Genomic DNA, 18209 nt, shown 5'->3' with positions numbered 1-18209 from the left:
CATCAAGCCATGCGCAATCTCTCGATCCTCAAAGCCGCTCGCGGCGGCCGCGCGCCGCGTCGGGCCATGCCGCTGGTCCTTCTGACCTGCCTTTGCTTCTTCCTCTCTGCCGAGGGGAGCGCAGCCGACACCGCCTGCCGAAAGGGGCAGAGTTTCGACGCCTGGCTCTCGGATGTCTCCGCGGAAGGCGCCAGGAAGGGGCTGACGCAACGCAGCCTTTCTGAGCTTCAAGGCCTCAGCCTCGACCGCAAAGTCCTAGCACGCGACCGCGGCCAGCCGAGCCTCTCCTTGAGTTTCACGGAGTTCGCAGACCGCCTCATTTCGCGGAACCGTCTGTCGCGCGGGCGCGCCATGCTCGACCGCTATGACTCGACCTTTGCGGCGATCGAACGAGATTTCGGCGTGCAGGGCCCGGTGCTTGCCGCCTTTTGGGGCCTCGAGACGGATTTCGGCGGCTATATGGGCGAGTTCTCGTCGCTGCGGTCGCTCGCCACCCTCGCCTATGATTGCCGGCGTTCGGAGCTTTTTCGCGAAGAACTCTTCGCAGCCCTCGCGCTTCTGGAACGCGGCGACCTCACGCCCGAAGAAATGCGCGGGGCCTGGGCGGGCGAGATCGGTCAGGTGCAGTTCACCCCCTCGAACTATCTGAAATTCGGTGTCGATTATGACGGTGACGGACGGCGCGATCTCGTCAGGAGCGTGCCCGACGCGCTCGCCTCGGCGGCGAAATTTCTGCGCCATCTCGGCTGGCGCGCCAACGAACCCTGGCTCGAAGAGGTCGAAGTCGGCCCGAACGTCCCGTGGGACAAAGCCGGACGGGGCCATTATCGCAGCCGTTCAGAATGGGCGCGAGACGGGGTGAGGCGCCGCGGCGGCGGACGTTTGCCCGCAGATCGTGTGGATGCTGCCCTTGTTTTGCCGATGGGGCGTGACGGCCCGGCATTTCTCGCCTATCGCAACTTCGACATTTTCTGGGAATGGAACAATTCCTCGAATTATTCGCTGGCGGCCGCCTATTTCGCCACGCGCCTCGCCGGAGCACCGCCGATGCGGCGGGGAAATCCGGCCGCCATGCTTTCCTCAAAGGAGCTCCTCGAAGTGCAGACGCGTCTCAACCGCCTGGGCTATGACGCCGGGCCGCCGGACGGCCGGCTCGGCCAGAAGACGCGCGCAGGCGTGCGTGCGGCCCAGCTTGCCTTCGGCCTCCCTGCAGACGGCTATCCGACGCGCGCCCTCCTTGAGCGGCTTCGCCGGCAATAGGTGCGAGAGCTGTGTCAAATCCATTGCCGCAGACTGCGCCGAAGGCTGCACCGGCAACCTATGCCCTCGGCTCCATCGTCGTCGCATTGGCCGGGATTGCGCTGAAGCTTCTCGCCTGGAAGCTCACGGGTTCTGTCGCGCTTTTCTCCGACGCGCTTGAAAGCCTCGTCAACCTCGCCGCAGCCGCCGGGGCCTATATCGCGCTGCGACAGGCGGCCCGTCCGGCCGATGACGGTCACCCCTTCGGGCACCACAAGGCGGAGTATTTTTCAGCCGTCGCCGAAGGCATCCTCATTATCGGCGCCGCGCTCGTCATTCTGAATGAAGCCTGGCAGGCCCTCTTCGGACCGCGCGTCCTCGACGATCTCGGGATCGGCCTTTTCATCAACGCCCTCGCCGGCCTTCTCAACGCCGCTTGGGCGACGCATCTTCTGCGCCAGGGCCGCCATTTCCGCTCCCCTGCCCTCATCGCCGATGCGAAGCATCTGTTCGCCGATGTTGCCACCTCAGTCGGCGTCATTGGCGGCGTGCTGGCGGCCGGCCTCACCGGCTATCTCATTCTCGACCCGCTCCTGGCCGCGCTCGTCGCGGTCAATGTCTTGTGGTCCGGCTGGCATCTCGTCCGCGGTTCCGTCGGCGGCCTCATGGACGAAGCCGCGCCTGCCGAGATCCGGGCCGAGATCCAGGAGCTCATTCAAAAACACGGGGCCGGCTCGCTGCAGGCTCACGATCTGCGCACCCGCGTCGCCGGACAGCGGACGTTCCTGGAATTCCATCTCGTCGTTCCGCGCACAATGACGGTCGCCGAAGCCCATAAGATCTGCGATGCGATCGAAGATGGGCTCCGGCTCCGGCTCGGCGACATCCACATCGCCATCCATGTGGAGCCGAGCGAGAAGGCCAAAGCCGAGGCCGAGGTGATCATCGCATCGGAATAGGCGCAGTCTTGGACGCTGCGACGAGCTCAGAATCCGAAAAGGACCACCCGCGACGATTGGGGCCCGCCGCGTTTCCAAAATCGCGAGAACTCCAGCATATTCCTGACTTGCCTCTAAAAACGACGGCAGCGAAGGAACAAATTCACAGACATCGAGATTTCCGATTGCGAAGGGGCTTTCGCATAAGCCAGGAGAAATCGGATGTTTAAGAGGAGCCTTCGCGCGACATGCGCGATCGTTGCGGCAACGTTTGCACTCACGGCCGCGCCAATTGCGACCGCAGCGCCAGCGCTTCCGAACCTCGTCATTGCTGATCAGAGTTCAAGCCAGATCCAGCAAGTCCAATGGGATCGTCGCGACCACCGGTGGGACCGGCGCGACCGGCGCCACCATCGGGCGGATAGGCGTGACGAACGGCGCCATTGGGACAAACGCCGGCACGGACCGCGCTATCGTCAGCGCCGGCCCGGATACAGCCATTACCATGACGGCTATTACTACTCGACGCCGTGGTGGGCGGCTGCCGGCGCAGTCGGCGCCATCATCGGCAACAAGATGGGCAATAGCGGCAACAGCAGCGCACGTTCACACGTCGCCTGGTGCAACGATCACTATCGCTCCTACAATCCGCGCACAGACACGTATACGGGCTACGACGGACGCAAGCATCGCTGCGACAGCCCTTACAATTGATCGCAGCCAACGCTGACGAATGATCTTGCCCCCGGCCCTTCGCCGGGGGTTTTTCGTTCTGCCCTTTTTCGGGCGGCCCTTTTTTGGTCGAGCGTCCGCTCTACCCCCGGAAAGGGAAGACGGCCTCGCGCTGCCATGGCCCGCCCAGATAACGCCACAAGATGAGCCCCTCGCCGCGCCCTTCGAAGGGCCGCAGCGCCGTCGTCAATTCGCGGCGCAAGGTTTCCGCCTCCGCCGTCGTGACCTTGTTCTGCAAAGTGACATGCGGGCGAAATCCGGCATTGTCCTGTGCGGTCAGAAAGGGCGCGAATTCATCGGCGAGATCGCGGCGCAGTGCCGACAAGGCCGGCGCCTCGACGGTGAGCGCAACGCCGCCGCCGAGCGATTTTACCCCTTTGAAGGCGAGCGGGATCTTTCGCTGTCGCCGCGCAGCCTCTTCGAGCATTGGACGCAGAAGGCTTTTGCGCTCGCCCGGCAGAGCGTGAAACAGCGTCAGATGCGCGGGAACCTGATTGCGCTCCGGCGGATAATGCGCACGCCGCAACGCATCGAGCCGCACGAACGTGGCGTCATCGAGTTTCAGCGTCAGGATGAGGGGCTGCGCCACTTCCGAGGCTCCTCCGCGATTTGAGCGCCCTAGACGAGGCTCCAATCTGCGAGCGCTTCGACCGTCGCCGGCACATCGCGGAGCCGGTTGACGACCGTCGTCGCCCCCGCATCCATCAGCGCTTCGGCGTGCCCCGGCCAGGTATGCGACGCGCCGGTGAAACCGATCACACGCATACCGGCGGCAACCGCCCCGCTGACGCCGTGGACGGAATCCTCGATGACGAGCACGTCCGCCGGTTCGACGTCGAACTCTTCGGCGGCGTGCAAGAACACGTCCGGGGCCGGCTTCTGGCGGTGCTGGCGCACCTCGACCGCCGAATAAATGTAAGGGCGAAAGCGGTCATAGAGCTCGGTGCGGCGAAGCTCCATCTCGAGGCGTTCGGAAGTGGAGTTGGAGCAGATGCAGCGCGCGGCGTCGAGCCGGTCGAGCATCTCGTGGGCTCCCGGAACCATTTGCAGTTCCGTCTCCAGGGCGTTGTCGAGTTCACTCTCCGAACGCGCCCGGATGGTATCGGGAAGGCTCTTGCCGAGCTCCGCCTCCGCCTCAGAGAATATCTGATCTCCGGTCAGGCCTGCGAAGCGCAGCGAAACCTCGTCGGGGGTGATTTCCATCCCGGCTTCGCCAAGAAGGCGGGCCGTGACGCGCGAGGCGATGATCTCAGAATCGACCAGGACGCCATCGCAATCGAATATAACTAACATGCCCTGAGGCTTTAGGGCACCGGCTGCTTGCGGCAAAGGGCTTGATGGCTCAAAAAGGCCGTCCGAGATGATGTGCCCGGCTTCGGCCGGGGAACGAGGAGACGCTTTTGCGTTATGTATCCACGCGCGGCCAGGCTCCGGCTTTAGGCTTTCGTGACGTCGTTTTGACCGGGCTCGCTTCTGACGGCGGCCTCTACGTGCCGGAAGAATGGCCGGCCTTCTCCCCCTCAGAGATCGCAGCCTTCGCGGGGCGCCCCTATCAGGACGTCGCCCTTGCCGTCATGCGCCGCTTCGTCGGCGACGAAATCGGCGAAGCAAAACTCAAAACCCTGATTGCCGACGCCTATCGCAGCTTTCCGCACCCGGCCGTCACGCCGCTCGTGCAGATCGCGCCGAACCATTTCCTCCTGGAGCTCTTTCACGGCCCCACCCTCGCCTTCAAGGACGTGGCGATGCAGTTTCTCGCCGCCTTGATGGACGACATCCTGGCCGAACGCGGTGAGCGCGCGACCGTCGTCGGGGCCACCTCGGGCGATACCGGCGGCGCGGCCGTCGAGGCTTTTCGCGGACGTTCGCGCGTCGATGTCGCCGTTCTTTTTCCCGAAGGGCGCGTTTCCGAGGTGCAGCGACGGCAGATGACGACCCTTTCGGAGGACAACGTTCAGGCGATCGCCATCAAGGGGCATTTCGATGATGCCCAGGCCCTCGTCAAAGCCATGTTCGCCGACAAGGGCTTCCGCGAAGAGGTTTCGCTGTCGGGCGTCAACTCCATCAATTGGGGCCGCATCGCCGCCCAGACGGTCTATTATTTCGTCGCCGCGACAGCGCTCGGCGCACCGTCACGAAAAGTCTCGTTTACCGTGCCGACGGGCAATTTCGGCAATATTTTCGCGGGCTACGTCGCCGCGCAAATGGGCCTGCCGATCGACAGGCTGGTCATCGCCACCAACGTCAACGACATCCTGCACCGCACGCTCGAAAGCGGTCGCTACGAAGTGGGTGACGTCGTGCCGACGGCCTCCCCGTCGATGGATATCCAGGTCTCCTCGAATTTCGAGCGCCTTCTCTTCGCCGCCGAAGGACGCGACGATAAGACGACCCTCCGGCATATGGAGGGCTTGAAGCAATCCGGCTCGTTCACGCTCGAGGAGAAAAGTCTCAGCGCCATCAAGACGGATTTTTCGTCGGGGCGGGCGGACGAAGCGGAAACGGCGGAGACCATTCGCCGGGTCCACGCCCAGACCGGGCTCGTCATCGACCCGCACACGGCCGTCGCCGTCAGCGTTGCCGAGCGCCATCTGCAGCCGTCCTCGCCGATGGTGACGCTCGCCACAGCCCATCCGGCGAAATTTCCCGATGCGGTGGAAAAGGCCAGCGGCATTCGCCCGGCACTGCCGGAGCGGCTCGCCGGCCTGATGGAGCGGAAGGAGCACTTCACGGTGGTGCCGGCAGAATTGGAAGCGGTGGAACGACAGATACGATCTCGCTCGCGCGCCGCGCAGGTCGAGGCGTTATAATCATGCAGCTCAGCAAACTTGAAAACGGCCTCACGGTCGTCACCGAAACCATGCCGCATCTCAAGACGGCGGCGATCGGCGTTTGGGTCAATGCCGGCACGCGCTCGGAAAGCGAGGCCGAGCACGGCATCTCGCACCTTCTGGAGCATATGGCCTTCAAGGGGACAACGCGTCGGAGCGCGCGCGACATCGCGGAAGCGATCGAGGCCGTCGGCGGGGAGATCAACGCCGCGACGTCGATCGACCACACGGCCTATTACGCGCGGGTTCTCAACGAGGATCTGCCCCTCGCCATCGACGTCCTCTCCGATATCGTCATCCATTCCACCTTCGACCCTGTCGAACTGGCGCGCGAGCGTCACGTCATCCTGCAGGAGATCGGTGCGGTGATGGATACGCCCGACGATCTCGTCTTCGATTACTTCCAGGCCGCGGCCTATCCGAATCAGCCGATCGGGCGCACCATCCTCGGCGAGGAAGCCTCGATCACCCGCATCACACCGGACGACCTCAAAGCCTATCTCGCCCGCCATTACCGCGGTGACGCGCTGGTTCTGGCCGCTGCCGGCGGCATCGAACACGACGAGGTGCTGGCGCTAGCCAAAGAGAAGTTCGGCGACGTCGAGAAGAACAGCAATGGCGAGCTTGCGCCGGCGCGCTATCTCGGCGGCGACCATCGTCAGAAGCGGCGCCTGCAGGAAGCCCAGATCATTTTCGGCTTCGAAGCGCCGTCGAGGCGTTCAGACCGCTATTTCGCCGCCCGCATGCTCGGCACCATCCTCGGCGACGGCATGGCCTCCAGGCTCTTCCAGCGTGTGCGCGAGGAAGAAGGGTTGTGCTATTCGATCTCGGCCTTTCACTGGGCCTTCGCCGACAGCGGCGTGCTCGGCATTCACAGCGCCACCTCCAAGGGCGACGTCAAGGCGGCCTCGGCTCTCATTCTCGACGAGCTTCTAAGGATCACCGACGGCGTGAATGAGGACGAGATCGCACGCGGTCGCGCCCAGATCAAAGCGGGCCTCCTGATGGCGCTCGAAAGCCCGGCGGCACGCGCCGGCCAGCTCGCCCGCCAGATCATGATCCTCGGCCGCCCGCTCGCACTCGACGAGCTTCTCGCCGATCTCGAAAGCGTCACCTCGAACGACATCGCCGAGATGGCGAAGGATGCGCTCGCCTCACCCCTGACGCTCGCTGCGATCGGACCGGTGGGCAACCTTCCCGATGCCGGGAGCATGACGAAGCGTCTGCGCGGCAGCATGGTGTAACGGCCGGCGACCATGGCGTTCCTGCGCTCCGTCTCATACGCTGAAGTCGGGCCAAGCCTCACCGGTGAGGGCGTCTTGCTGCGTGCGCCACAATACGCCGACTTTGCGGAATGGGCGGCTTTGCGAGAGGAAAGTCGCGCCTTCCTGGCGCCATGGGAGCCGATCTGGCCTTCCGACGATCTCACCCGCATGTCGTTTCGGCGGCGCATCCGGCGATACCGCAACGAGATCCGGGAAGATCTGGCCTATCCATTCTTCATCTTCCGGATGTCGGGCAACATCCTCGTCGGCGGCCTCACCCTCTCCAACGTCACGCGCGGCATGACCCAGTCGGCGACGATCGGCTATTGGATGGGCGAACCTTTTGCGGGCAAAGGCCATATGAGCGCCGCTTTGCGGGCGATTATTCCCTACGCCTTCGGTCCGCTGCGTCTGCACCGGCTCGAGGCGGCCTGCCTGCCGCACAACCGGGCGTCGATCACACTCCTGGAAAGATGTGGCTTTCAAAGAGAAGGTCTTGCCCGCGGGCTCGTCTGCATTGCCGGGCGCTGGCAGGACCATATCCGCTTTGCACGGCTCGCTGAGGATTGATCCGGCCGGGGATGAACGCCACCCCTTGTCGGCCAAAGGTTGTGCGCAAGCCAGACGAGGGTTAGACGATGACGTCGATTTGCCGGAAAAGATGAGGCTTGAGGGCTTGCGCGTATCGCCTTTCCCACTGAGGATTCTGCTCGTCCTGGCGGCCTTTTTCGTGCTCGTGCGGCCAGCTGCGGCGCTTGAAGCCATCGAGGTGCCGCTCGGAGTCGCAACCCTCGATCTCACCGACGCGGTCGAACGTTATTCCAGCGATACGGACCGCTTGCAGGTTTCCACCGCGGCCGGCGCTGACGGCATCGTCCGCCGTATCGAGGTGCGGGCACAAAACGACGGCGGCAGCTCCGACTGGGTCGTTTTCGCGCTCGCCAACACCTCCGACGAGCAGATCGACCGCCTCCTCGTCGCCCCGCATTACCGGCTGGTCGGCTCCGGCGTTCTGACCCCGGACCTCGGCTCCGTGCGGATCGTCGCCGTGACACCGTCGGAAGGTTTCGCGCCTGAGCATCTCGACGAACCCGGCGCCGACGTTTTCCGCATCACGCTCGATCCCGGCGCCATCGTCACCTATATCGCGCAGCTCTCCTCGCCCAAACTCACGGAACTGCATCTGTGGCAGCCGGAAGCCTATGAGGAGAGCGTCAATTCCTTCACGCTCTACCGCGGCATCGTCCTCGGCATTTCGGCGCTGCTTGCGCTCTTCCTGACCGTCCTCTTCGTCGTCCGCGGCACGGCCATGTTCCCGGCATCGGCGATCCTCGCCTGGGCCGTCTTCGGCTATATCGCCATCGATTTCGGCATCATCGGCAAGGTGTTCGGGCTCGGGCCTGAGGCGCTGCAGGCCTGGCGCGCGGCCACGGAAGTGCTCCTGTCTCTGGCGCTGACGGTCTTCCTTGCAACCTATCTGCACCTGCACCGCTGGCACATTCGCTACGCGCATCTCACCGGCATCTGGCTCGTCGTCCTGACGGCCCTCTTCGGCATCATCCTCATCGATCCGACCACGGCCGCCGGGATTGCGCGCATCTCCCTGCCGATCACCGTGATGCTCGGGCTCGCCGTCATCGTCTATCTGGCGTTCCGGGGCTTCGACCGCGCCATCATGCTGGTGCCGTCCTGGACGATCCTCGTCTTCTGGCTCGCCATGGCCTGGCTCGCCGTCTCAGGACGCATCGACAATCCGTCGATCCAGCCCGCCCTTGCCGGCGGCCTCGTTCTCCTCGTCATGCTGGTCGCTTTCACCATCATGCAGCACGCCTTTGCCGGCGGCGGCCTCGCCCAAGGCATCGTCAGCGATGCGGAGCAGAAAGCGCTCGCCCTCGTCGGCGCCGGGCATGCCATCTGGGACTGGGACGTGGCGCGGGATCGCATCGAGATCGGCCATGAGATCGAGACCGTGCTCGGGCTGAAGCGTGGGGCGCTCGAAGGACCGGCGCGCAACTGGCTCGGCACGCTGCACCCGACCGATCGCGACCGTTTCCGTGCCGTGCTCGACGCCGTCATCGCGCAGCGCCGCGGCCGCATCAATCAGATCTTCCGAATGCGCGCCGCGGACGGACGTTTCCTGTGGTTCCATCTCAAGGCGCGCCCGATCGTCGGCGCCGACGGCGAGGTGATGCGCTGTTCCGGGACGCTGGCCGACGTCACGGAGGCACGCACCGCCGAAGACCGTCTCCTGCACGACGCGATCTTCGACAACCTCACCGGCCTGCCCAACCGACAATTGTTTCTCGACCGGCTCGAACAGGCACTTCTGCGCGCGGAAGCCGCGGCAACACTCATGCCGTCGGTCATCTATCTCGACCTCGACGGCTTCCAGCGCATCAACGACGAAAACGGCATCTCCGTCGGGGATTCGGTGCTTCTCGCCATCGCCCGCCGCCTGTCGCGGCTTTTGTCGCCGGCCGACACGCTCGCCCGCATCGGCGGCGACGGTTTCGCGATCCTGCTTGGGGCGCAGAGCGAAGCGGACGGGGTGCAGGAATTCGCCGATTCCCTGCGCATCGCCGTGCGTGCGGCGATCCCGATCGGCGATCAGGACATTCGTGTCACCGCCTCGGCGGGCGTCGCTATCGCCACGAAGGGTGCGGCGACCGCCGAAACTCTGAAGGATGCGGAGACGGCAAGCTTCCACGCCAAGCGCCAGGGCGGCGACCGCACCTCTCTTTACCGCCCGGGCGAGATCGTACGGCGCGACAGCGACGATCTGCAGGCCGACCTTGCGGCGGCCCTTGAGGGCGGTGAGATCGAGCTCGTCTATCAGCCGATCATTCGGCTTTCCGACAACACGATCGCCGGTTTCGAAGCCTTGGTGCGCTGGGAGCATCCGCGCCGCGGCTCGGTGCCGCCGAGCGAATTCATTCCGGTCGCAGAGGAAAGCGGCCTCATCGTCCAGCTCGGTCTCTTCACGCTGGAGCGCGCGGCACGCGATCTGGCTCTCTGGCAGGCAGCCCTGCGCGAAGGTCCGCCGCTTTTCGTCTCCGTCAACGTCTCAAGTCAGCAGCTCCTGCGCTACGACCTCATCAACGACGTCAAGGCGGTGCTTGCACGAAGCGGCGTCGCGCCGGAAACGCTGAAACTCGAGATCACCGAATCCCTGGTGATGCAGAACCCCGAATTCGCCGCCAAGATGCTGGAGGAAATCCGCAATCTCGGCGCCAGTCTGGCCCTCGACGATTTCGGCACCGGCTATTCGGCGCTCTCCTATCTGCAGCGCTTTCCCTTCGACACGATCAAGGTCGACCGGTCCTTCGTCGCCAACAACGGCTCCACGGCGCGTCCCGTCATTTTGCGCTCGATCATCACGCTCGCGCATGATCTCGGCATGGACGTCGTGGCGGAGGGCGCGGAGACGGAATCCGATACGCTGGAGCTCATACAGCTCGGTTGCGAATACGTGCAGGGATATCTTTACGGACGGCCGATGTCGTCGCAGATGGCGCACCAGATGGCACGCCGCCGCCAGCAGCCGCAGCAATCGCTGGCGCGTTCCGCTTAAGAGGGGCTCAGGCGTGGCCTGAGAGGGAAGACAGCCGGTCCTGGGCGACGCCGATCTTCGACAAAGCGCGCTCGTATTTCGTCTCGAGATCGGCATCGAAGAGGATCGCCCTGTCGGCGGGTCCGTTCAGCCAGCCGTTCGCCTGGATCTCGAGCTCGAGCTGGCCGGGCGCCCAGCCCGCATAGCCGAGCGCCAGAAGCGCCTCGGCAGGTCCCTCGCCGTCGGCAATCGCCCGCAGCACATCTAGCGTCGCCGTCAGGCAGACCTCGTCGGAAATCGGCAGCGTCGCTTCTTCGAGGAAAAAATCACAGGAATGCAGGACAAAGCCGCGACCTGTTTCGACGGGACCGCCGCGATGCACGCGGATCTCGTCGAGCTGGCGCGGATCGCCCACCACCACATCCTCTTCATGGCCGATGTCGAGCTGGGTGAGGAGATCGCGGAAATTGATCTCAGGCGCGAGCTTGTTGATGACGATCCCCATCGCGCCCTGATCTGAGTGCGCGCAGAGATAGATGACCGTCCTTTCGAACCGCTTGTCGCCCATCGTCGGCATCGCGATTAGAAACTGGCCGTCCAAGAAGCCGCTATCCGGCGTCGCTGTTGTCATACACGGATGGTAGCAATCGCCGTGGCGCTTGAACAGGCTCGGCGGGGTTTTGCCTCACCAAGAAATGACCATAAGAGTGCGGAAGAGATTGGCCGCCCGTCCGGGTCATGTGCAAGGTGGTCGCATGCAGCGACGTTTTTTTCTTCCCTCCGTGATCGCCTCCCTGATCGCTTCCCTGGCCCTCGCCGTCTTTGTCGGCGAAGCCACGGCCGCACAATCCAACTGGTCCGATGGCGAGCGCTCTCGTCTCCGCCTGATCGCAGCGCCCGTCGACGGCGAGGCGATGGCGGGGATCGAGATCGAGCTCGAACCCGGCTGGCACACCTATTGGCGCAGCCCCGGCGATGTCGGCATTCCCCCGCGTTTCGATTTTTCCGGTTCGCAGAACCTGCGCGCCGCCCGCGTGCTCTATCCCGCGCCCGAGCGCTATGACGACGGCACCAGCATTTCGGCCGTCTATTTCGACCGCACGGCTCTTCCCGTCCTCGTAACGGCGGACGATCCGGCAAAGCCCGTCGTCCTGAAACTCTCGGCGTTCTACGGTGTGTGCAAAGACGTCTGCATTCCCGCCGACGGGGCGGCCACGCTCACCATCGATCCGCAGCCAAAGGATGATCCTCGCGCGCGTATCGCCCTCAAAGAGGCGGTCGCCGAACTGCCGCAGCAAGGACCTGCGCCCGGGCTTGCAATCGAGCGCCCGCAGCGCGACGGCAGCGACGTGACGATCCCGGTGGTGGCGGAGGGGGCGCCAAAGCATGCGCCGGTTCTTTTCGCGGAAGCGCCGGACGGAGCTTATCTGCCGGTCCCCGAGCTTGGCCCACATGAGGGCGCCAATTTCATCTATCACCTGCGCTTTTCGAACGCCGAGGAGGCTGCAGCTCTCTCCGGCAAGGAAATCCGCTTCACCCTCGTCTCCGGCGGAGAGGCGATCGAGCAGTCGATGAAGCTTCCCTGACGACACTCTCTCTTCGCGCCGACGACTTCAAACATCCCGGCGCCGCCCTAAATCGGAGCTACGCCGCCCGCAAACGGTGCGGCGCCCCTCGATTTCGCGTGTTTCTACCATCAGGAGATCTTCATGACCCTTTCCGCCGGCGATCGCATCCCAGGGACCACCTTCTTCGTCTCCGGCGAAAACGGCCCGGAAAAGCGCACCACGGACGAGATCTTTCCCGGCAAGAAGGTCGTTTTGTTCGGCGTGCCCGGCGCCTTCACGCCGACCTGCCAGAACAAGCATCTGCCGGGCTTTCTGGAGCATTACGACGCGATCAAGGAGCGCGGCGTCGACACGATCGCGCTTGTCGCCGTCAACGATCCCTTCGTGCTTAAGGCCTGGTCGGAGGCGACCGGCGCCACCGGCAAAATCCCCTTCCTTTCCGATGGAAATGCCGAATTTGCGAAAGCCACCGGCCTTGCCATCGACGGCTCGGGCGCGGGCCTTGGGACGCGGCTCGCACGCTTTGCCGCCATTGTCGAAGATGGCGTGGTGAAATCGATCTATGTCGAGGATGCCCCGTCCACGGCGGAAAAATCGACGGCGGCAGCGGTCCTGGAAGCTCTGTGATCTAGGGCCTGCTCTCGGCCCGCCGTTTCGGGCCGAGCTTCCGACAAAACAACACTCCTGCCGCGCGAGCGCATCGCGCGGCAGGCGACTTTGCGCTCGAATTTGCCCGCTCACCGTGAGGCGCGGCGTGAACGGCGTCCCTCGATCACGGCGCTTTTTTCAAGATGCCGCCGCAAGTCTTGGCCCCCTTGCACTTTCGCCCTCTTCAAGCGGCGGCATTAAGACTGTATCGTCTGGGATAAATCCTTCGAGGCTGATGGAATGGCCGCTTCAACAGCGGAAGCCGTCGCGGAAGCCGCCGGCGCCACCAATGCTGTGCTCTTTGCCGAGCCGCTGATCCTGCTTGGGGCAGCCGTGCTGATGGTGCCGCTCGCCAAGCGTCTCGGTCTCGGCTCCGTGCTCGGCTATCTGGCGGCCGGCGTCATCATCGGCCCTTTGGCACGGCTCATCAGCGAGCCGGAACAGATCCTGCACGTCTCCGAACTCGGCGTCGTCATGTTTCTGTTCATCATCGGCCTCGAGCTGAAGCCCTCGAAACTCTGGACGATGCGGCGCGATATTTTCGGCATGGGCGCCGCCCAGGTCGGCGTCACCGGTGTCGTCCTCAGCCTCGGCTTCTTTCTGTTCGGCTGGCGCCTGGAACCGGCGCTGATCATCGGTTTCGGTCTCGCAATGTCGTCGACCGCCTACGGCATGCAGGATCTGGCGGAAAAGAACGATCTGAAGACGGCCTACGGGCAGAAGAGCTTTTCCATACTGCTGTTTCAGGACATCGCCATCGTGCCGCTTCTGGCGCTGGTGCCGCTGATGTCGCCGGGCAGTACGGACAACGTCGCCTCGAGCGGCGTGGTGGAGGTCATCAAGCTCGTCGTCGCCACGGGCCTCCTGCTTCTCGCCGGGCGCTTTCTGCTCAATCCGATGTTCCGGCTCCTCGCCGCCACCAAGGCGCGCGAGATCATGACCGCCGCGGCGCTGCTCGTCGTGCTCGCGGCCGCGGCCATCATGGACATGGCCGGCATGTCGATGGCCATGGGCGCCTTCATCGCCGGGGTGATGCTTGCCGATTCCTCGTTCCGCCACGAGCTTGAGGCCAATATCGAGCCCTTTCGCGGGCTCCTTCTCGGCCTCTTCTTCATCGCCGTCGGCATGTCGATCAATCTGTCGAGCGTGCTCCTGGCCTGGTGGCGCATTATCCTCGTCGTACCGATCGTCATGCTCCTCAAAGGCGCGATCCTCTACGGGCTCAACCGGCTCTTCGGCGCCAGCCACAACAATGCGGTCCGCACGGCCACCCTTCTGCCGCAGGCTGGTGAATTCGCCTTCGTTCTCTTCGCCTCGGCCGCCGCCACACGGGCGCTCTGGCCGTCCGAGACCTCCTTCGTCGCAGCGATCGTCACCTTCTCCATGGCGCTGACGCCGCTCTCGCTATGGCTCAGCAAATTTCTCCTCATCGAAGAGGACGAAGACGCCATGGAAGAGGATTTCGAGGGCGCCGGCGGCGAGGTTCTGGTGATCGGCTTCGGCCGCTTCGGACAGATCGTCAGTCAGGTGCTGCTCGCCCGCAACGTCAATGTGACGATCATCGAGGCGAATGCGGAGCGTATCCGCCAGGCCGCCCGCTTCGGCTTCCGCATCTATTTCGGCGACGGCACCCGCATCGACGTGCTGCGCGCTGCCGGCGCCGAGGAAGCCAAGCTCATTTGCGTCTGCGTCGACGAGCGCGAAACCACGAACCGGATCGTCGACATTCTCGTCGCGGAATTCGATCAGGCGGAAATCTACGCGCGCGCCTGGGACCGGGCGCACACGCTCGAACTCATCGAAAAGGGTGTCGATTACGAGCTGCGAGAAACCTACGAATCGGGCCTCGTCTTCGGCGGCGAAGCGCTGATGGCGATCGGGTTCGATCGCGAAGAAGTGCAGGCGACGCTCGAAGATGTACGCCGGCGCGACGCGGAGAGGCTCTCCTGGCAGAGAAGCGGCGACTTCTCCTCCGGCCGCCACCTGATGCATCCGCAAAAGGTCGAGCCCGAACCTCTCGTCCCGCCGGAAAAACACCGCGGCCGGCCCGAGGAAGAAGAAGACGACGACGTTCCGCCGCCGCCTGCGCGTGAAACCGAACGGGCCTGATGCGGCTTCAATTCCCGTCCAAAAGTTATTAGTTAGAGACCATGAACAGATATGAAGGCATAGGCCCCGGCGGCGAGGCCAAAATCCGCTATCTCGATGGAGATTTCCAGGTGACCGTCCCCGGCACCTTCGTGACATGTGCCGTCACCGGCATGCGTATCCCGCTTTCGGAGCTGCGCTATTGGAGCGTCGACCGGCAGGAGCCCTATGTCGATGCGGCGGCATCCCTGAAGCGCGAGCTCGAGCTGCGCGACGCGAAAGCGGCCGGGTAGTCAGCCGGCACACGCGCCTCAAAAGAGACGTTCGGTGAGCCAGTTCCACAGCGCTTCCCTTTCGGGAATATCGGCTTCGACCGGAAAGACGGTGAGGCGCTCATAGAGCGCCTGCCGCGCCCCCCCTCGTCCGGTGAGGCGTGCAGCGTCCTTTTCCGTTGTGACGAGCTTCAGGCCGGCGCGCTCAGCCTCAGCGACGAGCCTCCGGCAATCCTCCTCGCTATAGGGGTGGTGATCGGCAAATCGGTGCCGTGCGGCAACCACCGCCCCCACATCTTCAAGCGAACGAAAAAAGCGCTCTGGCGCGCCGATCCCCGCAAAGGCGAGACACCTCTCATTCTGCCATTCGCCGCGGCCTCTTGGCCGCAGCACCCCGCGGAAGACCGGCAGACCTTGCGCCCCTGCCCTCGCGGCCAAAGCGTCGCCCGGCTCGCCCTCACCCATGACGAAGACGCCATCGGTGAACGGAAGCTGCGAACTCATGGGCGCGCGCAACGGCCCCGCCGGAAAGACGAAGCCGTTGCCTGTTCCCCGCGCCCCATCGACGACGACGAGCGAGACGGTCTTCGTCAGGCTCGGATTTTGAAAGCCGTCATCCATGATGACGAGATTGGCACCTTTTTCTGCGAGAAGCCGCGCTCCAGCCACGCGGTCGCGCGCCACGACGGTCGTTGCGACAGAGGCGAGAAGCAGCGGTTCGTCTCCGACCTCGTCGGCCGAATGCCGACCGGGCTCGACTTCGATGGGCCCCTTTGTCGAGCCTCCGTAGCCGCGCGACAAATATCCGGGCTTATACCCCTTCTCGATCGCCAGGCGGCCGAGAGCCAGGGCGAGCGGTGTCTTGCCGGAACCGCCGAGAGTGAAATTGCCCACGCACAGGATCGGACATGGCGCCGCCTCACCTAATTGGCGCATGCGCCTGGCCGTGAACCAGCCATACAACCAGCCCGCCGGGGCGAGAGCCCAGCCGAGTGCCGCGCCCTTCCGCCACCAAAAGGACGGCGCATGCATGGCTCAGCCCGCCTCGCCGGTCCGAGTGACGGCAGGCTTTACCGGCAGATAGGGACGCAACGCATCAAAGCTCCGCTGCAGCGCGCCCGTCAGGCTTTGGATGCAATGCGTGGCCGCGTCAACGCGCTGGCGCCGATGCTCGGGATTGGCGAACAGCGCTTCGGCCTGGGCGGCGAGATCGTCCGCCCCGTTCACTTCACCGACGGCATCGGCGGCGCGCAAAGCCGCGAAGATCTCGGCAAAATTCGCCGTGTGCGGTCCGTGCAGCACCGGCACTGCGAGTTTCGCCGGCTCGATCGGGTTCTGCCCGCCATGCGGAATGAGGGTGCCGCCGAGAAAGGTCACGTCCGCCAACCGGTACCACAACCCCATCTCGCCGATCGTATCGGCGATGAAGACCGGTTTCGTCATGTCGGGCATATCACCGGCCGAGCGCAACGCAGGCGTCAGACCCGCATTGCGGCAAAGATCGGCAAGCGCCGGAGCGCGTTCCGGGTGGCGCGGGGCCAATATCGTCAGAAGATCGGGACGCACGGCACGCAGCTTCTCCGCAGCGGCCAGAACCTGCTCGTCTTCTCCCGGATGCAGGCTCGCGCCCAGAAAGACCGGCCGTCCCTCGATGGTTTCGCGGAAGGCCGCCAGCTCTGCCGCGGGCGCGGACGGTTCGGGCGCGTCGAATTTGAGATTGCCGCTGACCATGACCTTGTCCATGCCGAGCGCTTTGAAGCGGGCGGCATCGTCACCCGTCTGCGCGAGACACAGCGAGATGCGTCGCATGATCGACCGTCCGAGCGGACCGCTTTGCCGCCAGCGTCGGAACGAGCGCGGGGACATGCGGCCATTCACGACGACGAGCGGCACGCCATGCCGCGACAGCTCGTCCATGGCGACGGGCCACAGCTCCGATTCCACGAAGATCGCCAGTCCCGGCCGCCAATGCCGGACGAAGCGGGCGCAATAGCGCGGCACGTCGAGTGGCACGTATTGGTGGATGGCGTTGCCCTTCAGCCGGGCGCGGGCAATCTTTGCGGAGGTCACCGTGCCGGTCGTCAAAAGGATGCCGAGCCCCTCCTCCTGCATGGCCGAAATCAAAGCGAGGACAGCATTTGTCTCGCCGACACTCGCCGCATGCACCCAGACGAGCGGCCCCGCAGGCCGCTTGCGGCCGGGAATGCCGCGACGCTCCGCCAGCCGTTCGCCCTCTTCCTTGCCGCGCCGCTCCCTCTCGCGCAGAAGCAGGGCCGCCGCGGGCTCGACGAGCCGGCCGGCGCTGCGCCAGGCGGCAAAGGCGACACGGTCCCAGAAACCGCGACCGTCGATTTCACGCATCGGGGGGCCGTCGATTTCACGCATGAGCGATCCCCGCGAGCTCTTCCGCCTTTGCCAGAACTTGATTCAAGCCCTCCTCGGCCAACAGCCTTAGGGCTTCCAGCTCCTCCGGCGTCGCCGTTGCGGGAACAAAGATCGGATCGCCGAGCGCAAAGCCGCCGCGCCCGAAGGGCAGCGGAATGCGGGCCCGGTCCCAACTGCCAAGATCGATGCGCCACTTCGTGGCAACGCCAAGCGGCACGATCGGACGCCCGGAATGCTGCGCGAGTTTGACGACGCCCTCGCCGCAACGCCTCGGGGTGCCCCGTGGCACATCGGCGGTCTGTGCGACTGACAGGCCATGCTCCAAAGCGTCGAGCATTCCGAGAAAGCCGGCGACACCGCCCTTTTTGGCGGCCTTCAGTCGGTCGCGACCGCCGGAGCCCCGCACCACCTTGAGCCCCATCGCCTCCACTGCGGCGGCATTGATCGCCCCATCGGCAGAGCGGGAAACGAGCACGGCAAAGTCGTGCCCCTTGCGCCGCATCAGCGGCACCAGAAAATGCTGCCCGTGCCAGCAGGCGCCGATGATCGGCAGCTTGCCCTCGATCTTGGAATAGGGTTCGGCGGGATCGCTGGCAAAACGCGTCGTACGACGCACGAATCTCAGATAGGCACCGGCCGCGCGTCCCACGAACCGGGACACTTTGGGGTTCCGCGCAAGTGTCTTCAGCATGC

17 protein-coding genes are annotated in these 18209 nt (G+C 64.6%); 11 read left to right on the top strand and 6 right to left on the bottom strand.

The features are described 5' to 3' along the window. The first annotated feature begins 9 nt into the window (after window positions 1–9). The 3 genes from BLP76_RS01645 to BLP76_RS01635 all read left to right on the top strand — a co-directional run bounded on the left by BLP76_RS01645 (window position 10) and on the right by BLP76_RS01635 (window position 2891). The gene (locus BLP76_RS01645; protein WP_092809149.1) at window positions 10–1260 is read left to right on the top strand and encodes a lytic murein transglycosylase; all 1251 of its coding nucleotides are present in this window, start codon (window positions 10–12) and stop codon (window positions 1258–1260) included. A gap of 11 nt (window positions 1261–1271) precedes the next feature. Continuing rightward, window positions 1272–2198 carry a cation diffusion facilitator family transporter gene (locus BLP76_RS01640; RefSeq protein ID WP_244514364.1) on the top strand — a complete coding sequence of 309 codons (927 nt, stop codon included), beginning with the start codon at window positions 1272–1274 and terminating at the stop codon, window positions 2196–2198. Between the two features lie 201 nt (window positions 2199–2399). Beyond that, window positions 2400–2891, top strand: a complete 492-nt coding sequence (locus BLP76_RS01635; protein ID WP_092809147.1) for a BA14K family protein — start codon at window positions 2400–2402, stop codon at window positions 2889–2891. Between the two features lie 100 nt (window positions 2892–2991). Here BLP76_RS01635 and BLP76_RS01630 read toward each other — a convergent pair whose 3' ends face one another. Then, the gene (locus BLP76_RS01630; RefSeq protein WP_244514362.1) at window positions 2992–3498 is read right to left on the bottom strand and encodes a 2'-5' RNA ligase family protein; all 507 of its coding nucleotides are present in this window, start codon (window positions 3496–3498) and stop codon (window positions 2992–2994) included. A 29-nt stretch (window positions 3499–3527) separates the two neighbouring features. After that, complete coding sequence (locus BLP76_RS01625) at window positions 3528–4202, bottom strand: HAD family hydrolase (RefSeq protein ID WP_092809145.1); 675 nt, start codon at window positions 4200–4202, stop codon at window positions 3528–3530. A 107-nt stretch (window positions 4203–4309) separates the two neighbouring features. Here BLP76_RS01625 and thrC point away from each other — a divergent pair, with 107 nt between their 5' ends. The 4 genes from thrC to BLP76_RS01605 all read left to right on the top strand — a co-directional run bounded on the left by thrC (window position 4310) and on the right by BLP76_RS01605 (window position 10576). Then, entirely contained in the window at window positions 4310–5719 is a 1410-nt protein-coding gene (thrC, locus tag BLP76_RS01620; protein ID WP_092809144.1) for a threonine synthase, read from the top strand. Between the two features lie 2 nt (window positions 5720–5721). Further along, a complete protein-coding gene (locus tag BLP76_RS01615; RefSeq protein WP_207145297.1) occupies window positions 5722–6984 on the top strand; it encodes a M16 family metallopeptidase in 1263 nt (420 codons plus the stop codon). A gap of 12 nt (window positions 6985–6996) precedes the next feature. After that, the gene (locus tag BLP76_RS01610) at window positions 6997–7575 is read left to right on the top strand and encodes a GNAT family N-acetyltransferase (protein WP_092809142.1); all 579 of its coding nucleotides are present in this window, start codon (window positions 6997–6999) and stop codon (window positions 7573–7575) included. A 91-nt stretch (window positions 7576–7666) separates the two neighbouring features. Then, window positions 7667–10576 carry an EAL domain-containing protein gene (locus tag BLP76_RS01605; RefSeq protein WP_092809141.1) on the top strand — a complete coding sequence of 970 codons (2910 nt, stop codon included), beginning with the start codon at window positions 7667–7669 and terminating at the stop codon, window positions 10574–10576. A 7-nt stretch (window positions 10577–10583) separates the two neighbouring features. On the opposite strand, the gene BLP76_RS01600 is transcribed toward BLP76_RS01605, so the two are convergent. Continuing rightward, entirely contained in the window at window positions 10584–11186 is a 603-nt protein-coding gene (locus tag BLP76_RS01600; protein ID WP_092809140.1) for a YqgE/AlgH family protein, read from the bottom strand. Window positions 11187–11310: 124 nt separating this feature from the next. Between BLP76_RS01600 and BLP76_RS01595 the strand changes: the two genes are divergently transcribed. The 4 genes from BLP76_RS01595 (at window position 11311) to BLP76_RS01580 (ending at window position 15152) form a co-directional block, all read left to right on the top strand. Continuing rightward, the gene (locus tag BLP76_RS01595) at window positions 11311–12141 is read left to right on the top strand and encodes a protein-disulfide reductase DsbD domain-containing protein (RefSeq protein ID WP_170130360.1); all 831 of its coding nucleotides are present in this window, start codon (window positions 11311–11313) and stop codon (window positions 12139–12141) included. A gap of 123 nt (window positions 12142–12264) precedes the next feature. Continuing rightward, window positions 12265–12750, top strand: a complete 486-nt coding sequence (locus BLP76_RS01590; RefSeq protein ID WP_092809138.1) for a peroxiredoxin — start codon at window positions 12265–12267, stop codon at window positions 12748–12750. Between the two features lie 261 nt (window positions 12751–13011). After that, complete coding sequence (locus tag BLP76_RS01585) at window positions 13012–14880, top strand: monovalent cation:proton antiporter-2 (CPA2) family protein (RefSeq protein WP_092809137.1); 1869 nt, start codon at window positions 13012–13014, stop codon at window positions 14878–14880. Window positions 14881–14921: 41 nt separating this feature from the next. Then, window positions 14922–15152 carry a DUF2093 domain-containing protein gene (locus BLP76_RS01580; protein ID WP_092809136.1) on the top strand — a complete coding sequence of 77 codons (231 nt, stop codon included), beginning with the start codon at window positions 14922–14924 and terminating at the stop codon, window positions 15150–15152. Window positions 15153–15170: 18 nt separating this feature from the next. On the opposite strand, the gene lpxK is transcribed toward BLP76_RS01580, so the two are convergent. From lpxK to BLP76_RS01565, 3 genes are read right to left on the bottom strand one after another with little or no spacing between them, the layout of a single operon-like run. Next, window positions 15171–16163, bottom strand: a complete 993-nt coding sequence (gene lpxK, locus BLP76_RS01575) for a tetraacyldisaccharide 4'-kinase (protein WP_092809135.1) — start codon at window positions 16161–16163, stop codon at window positions 15171–15173. A gap of 3 nt (window positions 16164–16166) precedes the next feature. Continuing rightward, window positions 16167–17516: a 3-deoxy-D-manno-octulosonic acid transferase gene (locus BLP76_RS01570; RefSeq protein WP_244514358.1), complete on the bottom strand. Its 1350-nt coding sequence runs from the start codon at window positions 17514–17516 to the stop codon at window positions 16167–16169. Further along, window positions 17509–18207: a lysophospholipid acyltransferase family protein gene (locus tag BLP76_RS01565; protein ID WP_092809134.1), complete on the bottom strand. Its 699-nt coding sequence runs from the start codon at window positions 18205–18207 to the stop codon at window positions 17509–17511. Before BLP76_RS01565 ends, BLP76_RS01570 begins: the two co-directional genes overlap by 8 nt. Window positions 18208–18209 lie beyond the last annotated feature (2 nt).

It is taken from the genome of Afifella marina DSM 2698 (genome assembly GCF_900102695.1).
GTDB classification, from domain to species: Bacteria; Pseudomonadota; Alphaproteobacteria; order Rhizobiales; family Afifellaceae; genus Afifella; species Afifella marina.
Note: the sequence above shows the minus strand (reverse complement) of the source record. Positions and strands in the feature narration are given on the sequence as shown.

Excerpts from the sequence above, each read along its gene's own strand:
- BLP76_RS01645 (WP_092809149.1), top strand. The coding sequence starts at position 10 with ATGCGCAATCTCTCGATCCTCAAAGCCGCTCGCGGCGGCCGCGCGCCG.
- BLP76_RS01635 (WP_092809147.1), top strand. The coding sequence starts at position 2,400 with ATGTTTAAGAGGAGCCTTCGCGCGACATGCGCGATCGTTGCGGCAACG.
- BLP76_RS01625 (WP_092809145.1), bottom strand. The coding sequence starts at position 4,202 with ATGTTAGTTATATTCGATTGCGATGGCGTCCTGGTCGATTCTGAGATC.
- BLP76_RS01615 (WP_207145297.1), top strand. The coding sequence starts at position 5,722 with ATGCAGCTCAGCAAACTTGAAAACGGCCTCACGGTCGTCACCGAAACC.
- BLP76_RS01610 (WP_092809142.1), top strand. The coding sequence starts at position 6,997 with ATGGCGTTCCTGCGCTCCGTCTCATACGCTGAAGTCGGGCCAAGCCTC.
- BLP76_RS01605 (WP_092809141.1), top strand. The coding sequence starts at position 7,667 with ATGAGGCTTGAGGGCTTGCGCGTATCGCCTTTCCCACTGAGGATTCTG.
- BLP76_RS01600 (WP_092809140.1), bottom strand. The coding sequence starts at position 11,186 with ATGACAACAGCGACGCCGGATAGCGGCTTCTTGGACGGCCAGTTTCTA.
- BLP76_RS01595 (WP_170130360.1), top strand. The coding sequence starts at position 11,311 with ATGCAGCGACGTTTTTTTCTTCCCTCCGTGATCGCCTCCCTGATCGCT.
- BLP76_RS01590 (WP_092809138.1), top strand. The coding sequence starts at position 12,265 with ATGACCCTTTCCGCCGGCGATCGCATCCCAGGGACCACCTTCTTCGTC.
- BLP76_RS01585 (WP_092809137.1), top strand. The coding sequence starts at position 13,012 with ATGGCCGCTTCAACAGCGGAAGCCGTCGCGGAAGCCGCCGGCGCCACC.
- BLP76_RS01580 (WP_092809136.1), top strand. The coding sequence starts at position 14,922 with ATGAACAGATATGAAGGCATAGGCCCCGGCGGCGAGGCCAAAATCCGC.
- lpxK (WP_092809135.1), bottom strand. The coding sequence starts at position 16,163 with ATGCATGCGCCGTCCTTTTGGTGGCGGAAGGGCGCGGCACTCGGCTGG.
- BLP76_RS01570 (WP_244514358.1), bottom strand. The coding sequence starts at position 17,516 with ATGCGTGAAATCGACGGCCCCCCGATGCGTGAAATCGACGGTCGCGGT.
- BLP76_RS01565 (WP_092809134.1), bottom strand. The coding sequence starts at position 18,207 with ATGCTGAAGACACTTGCGCGGAACCCCAAAGTGTCCCGGTTCGTGGGA.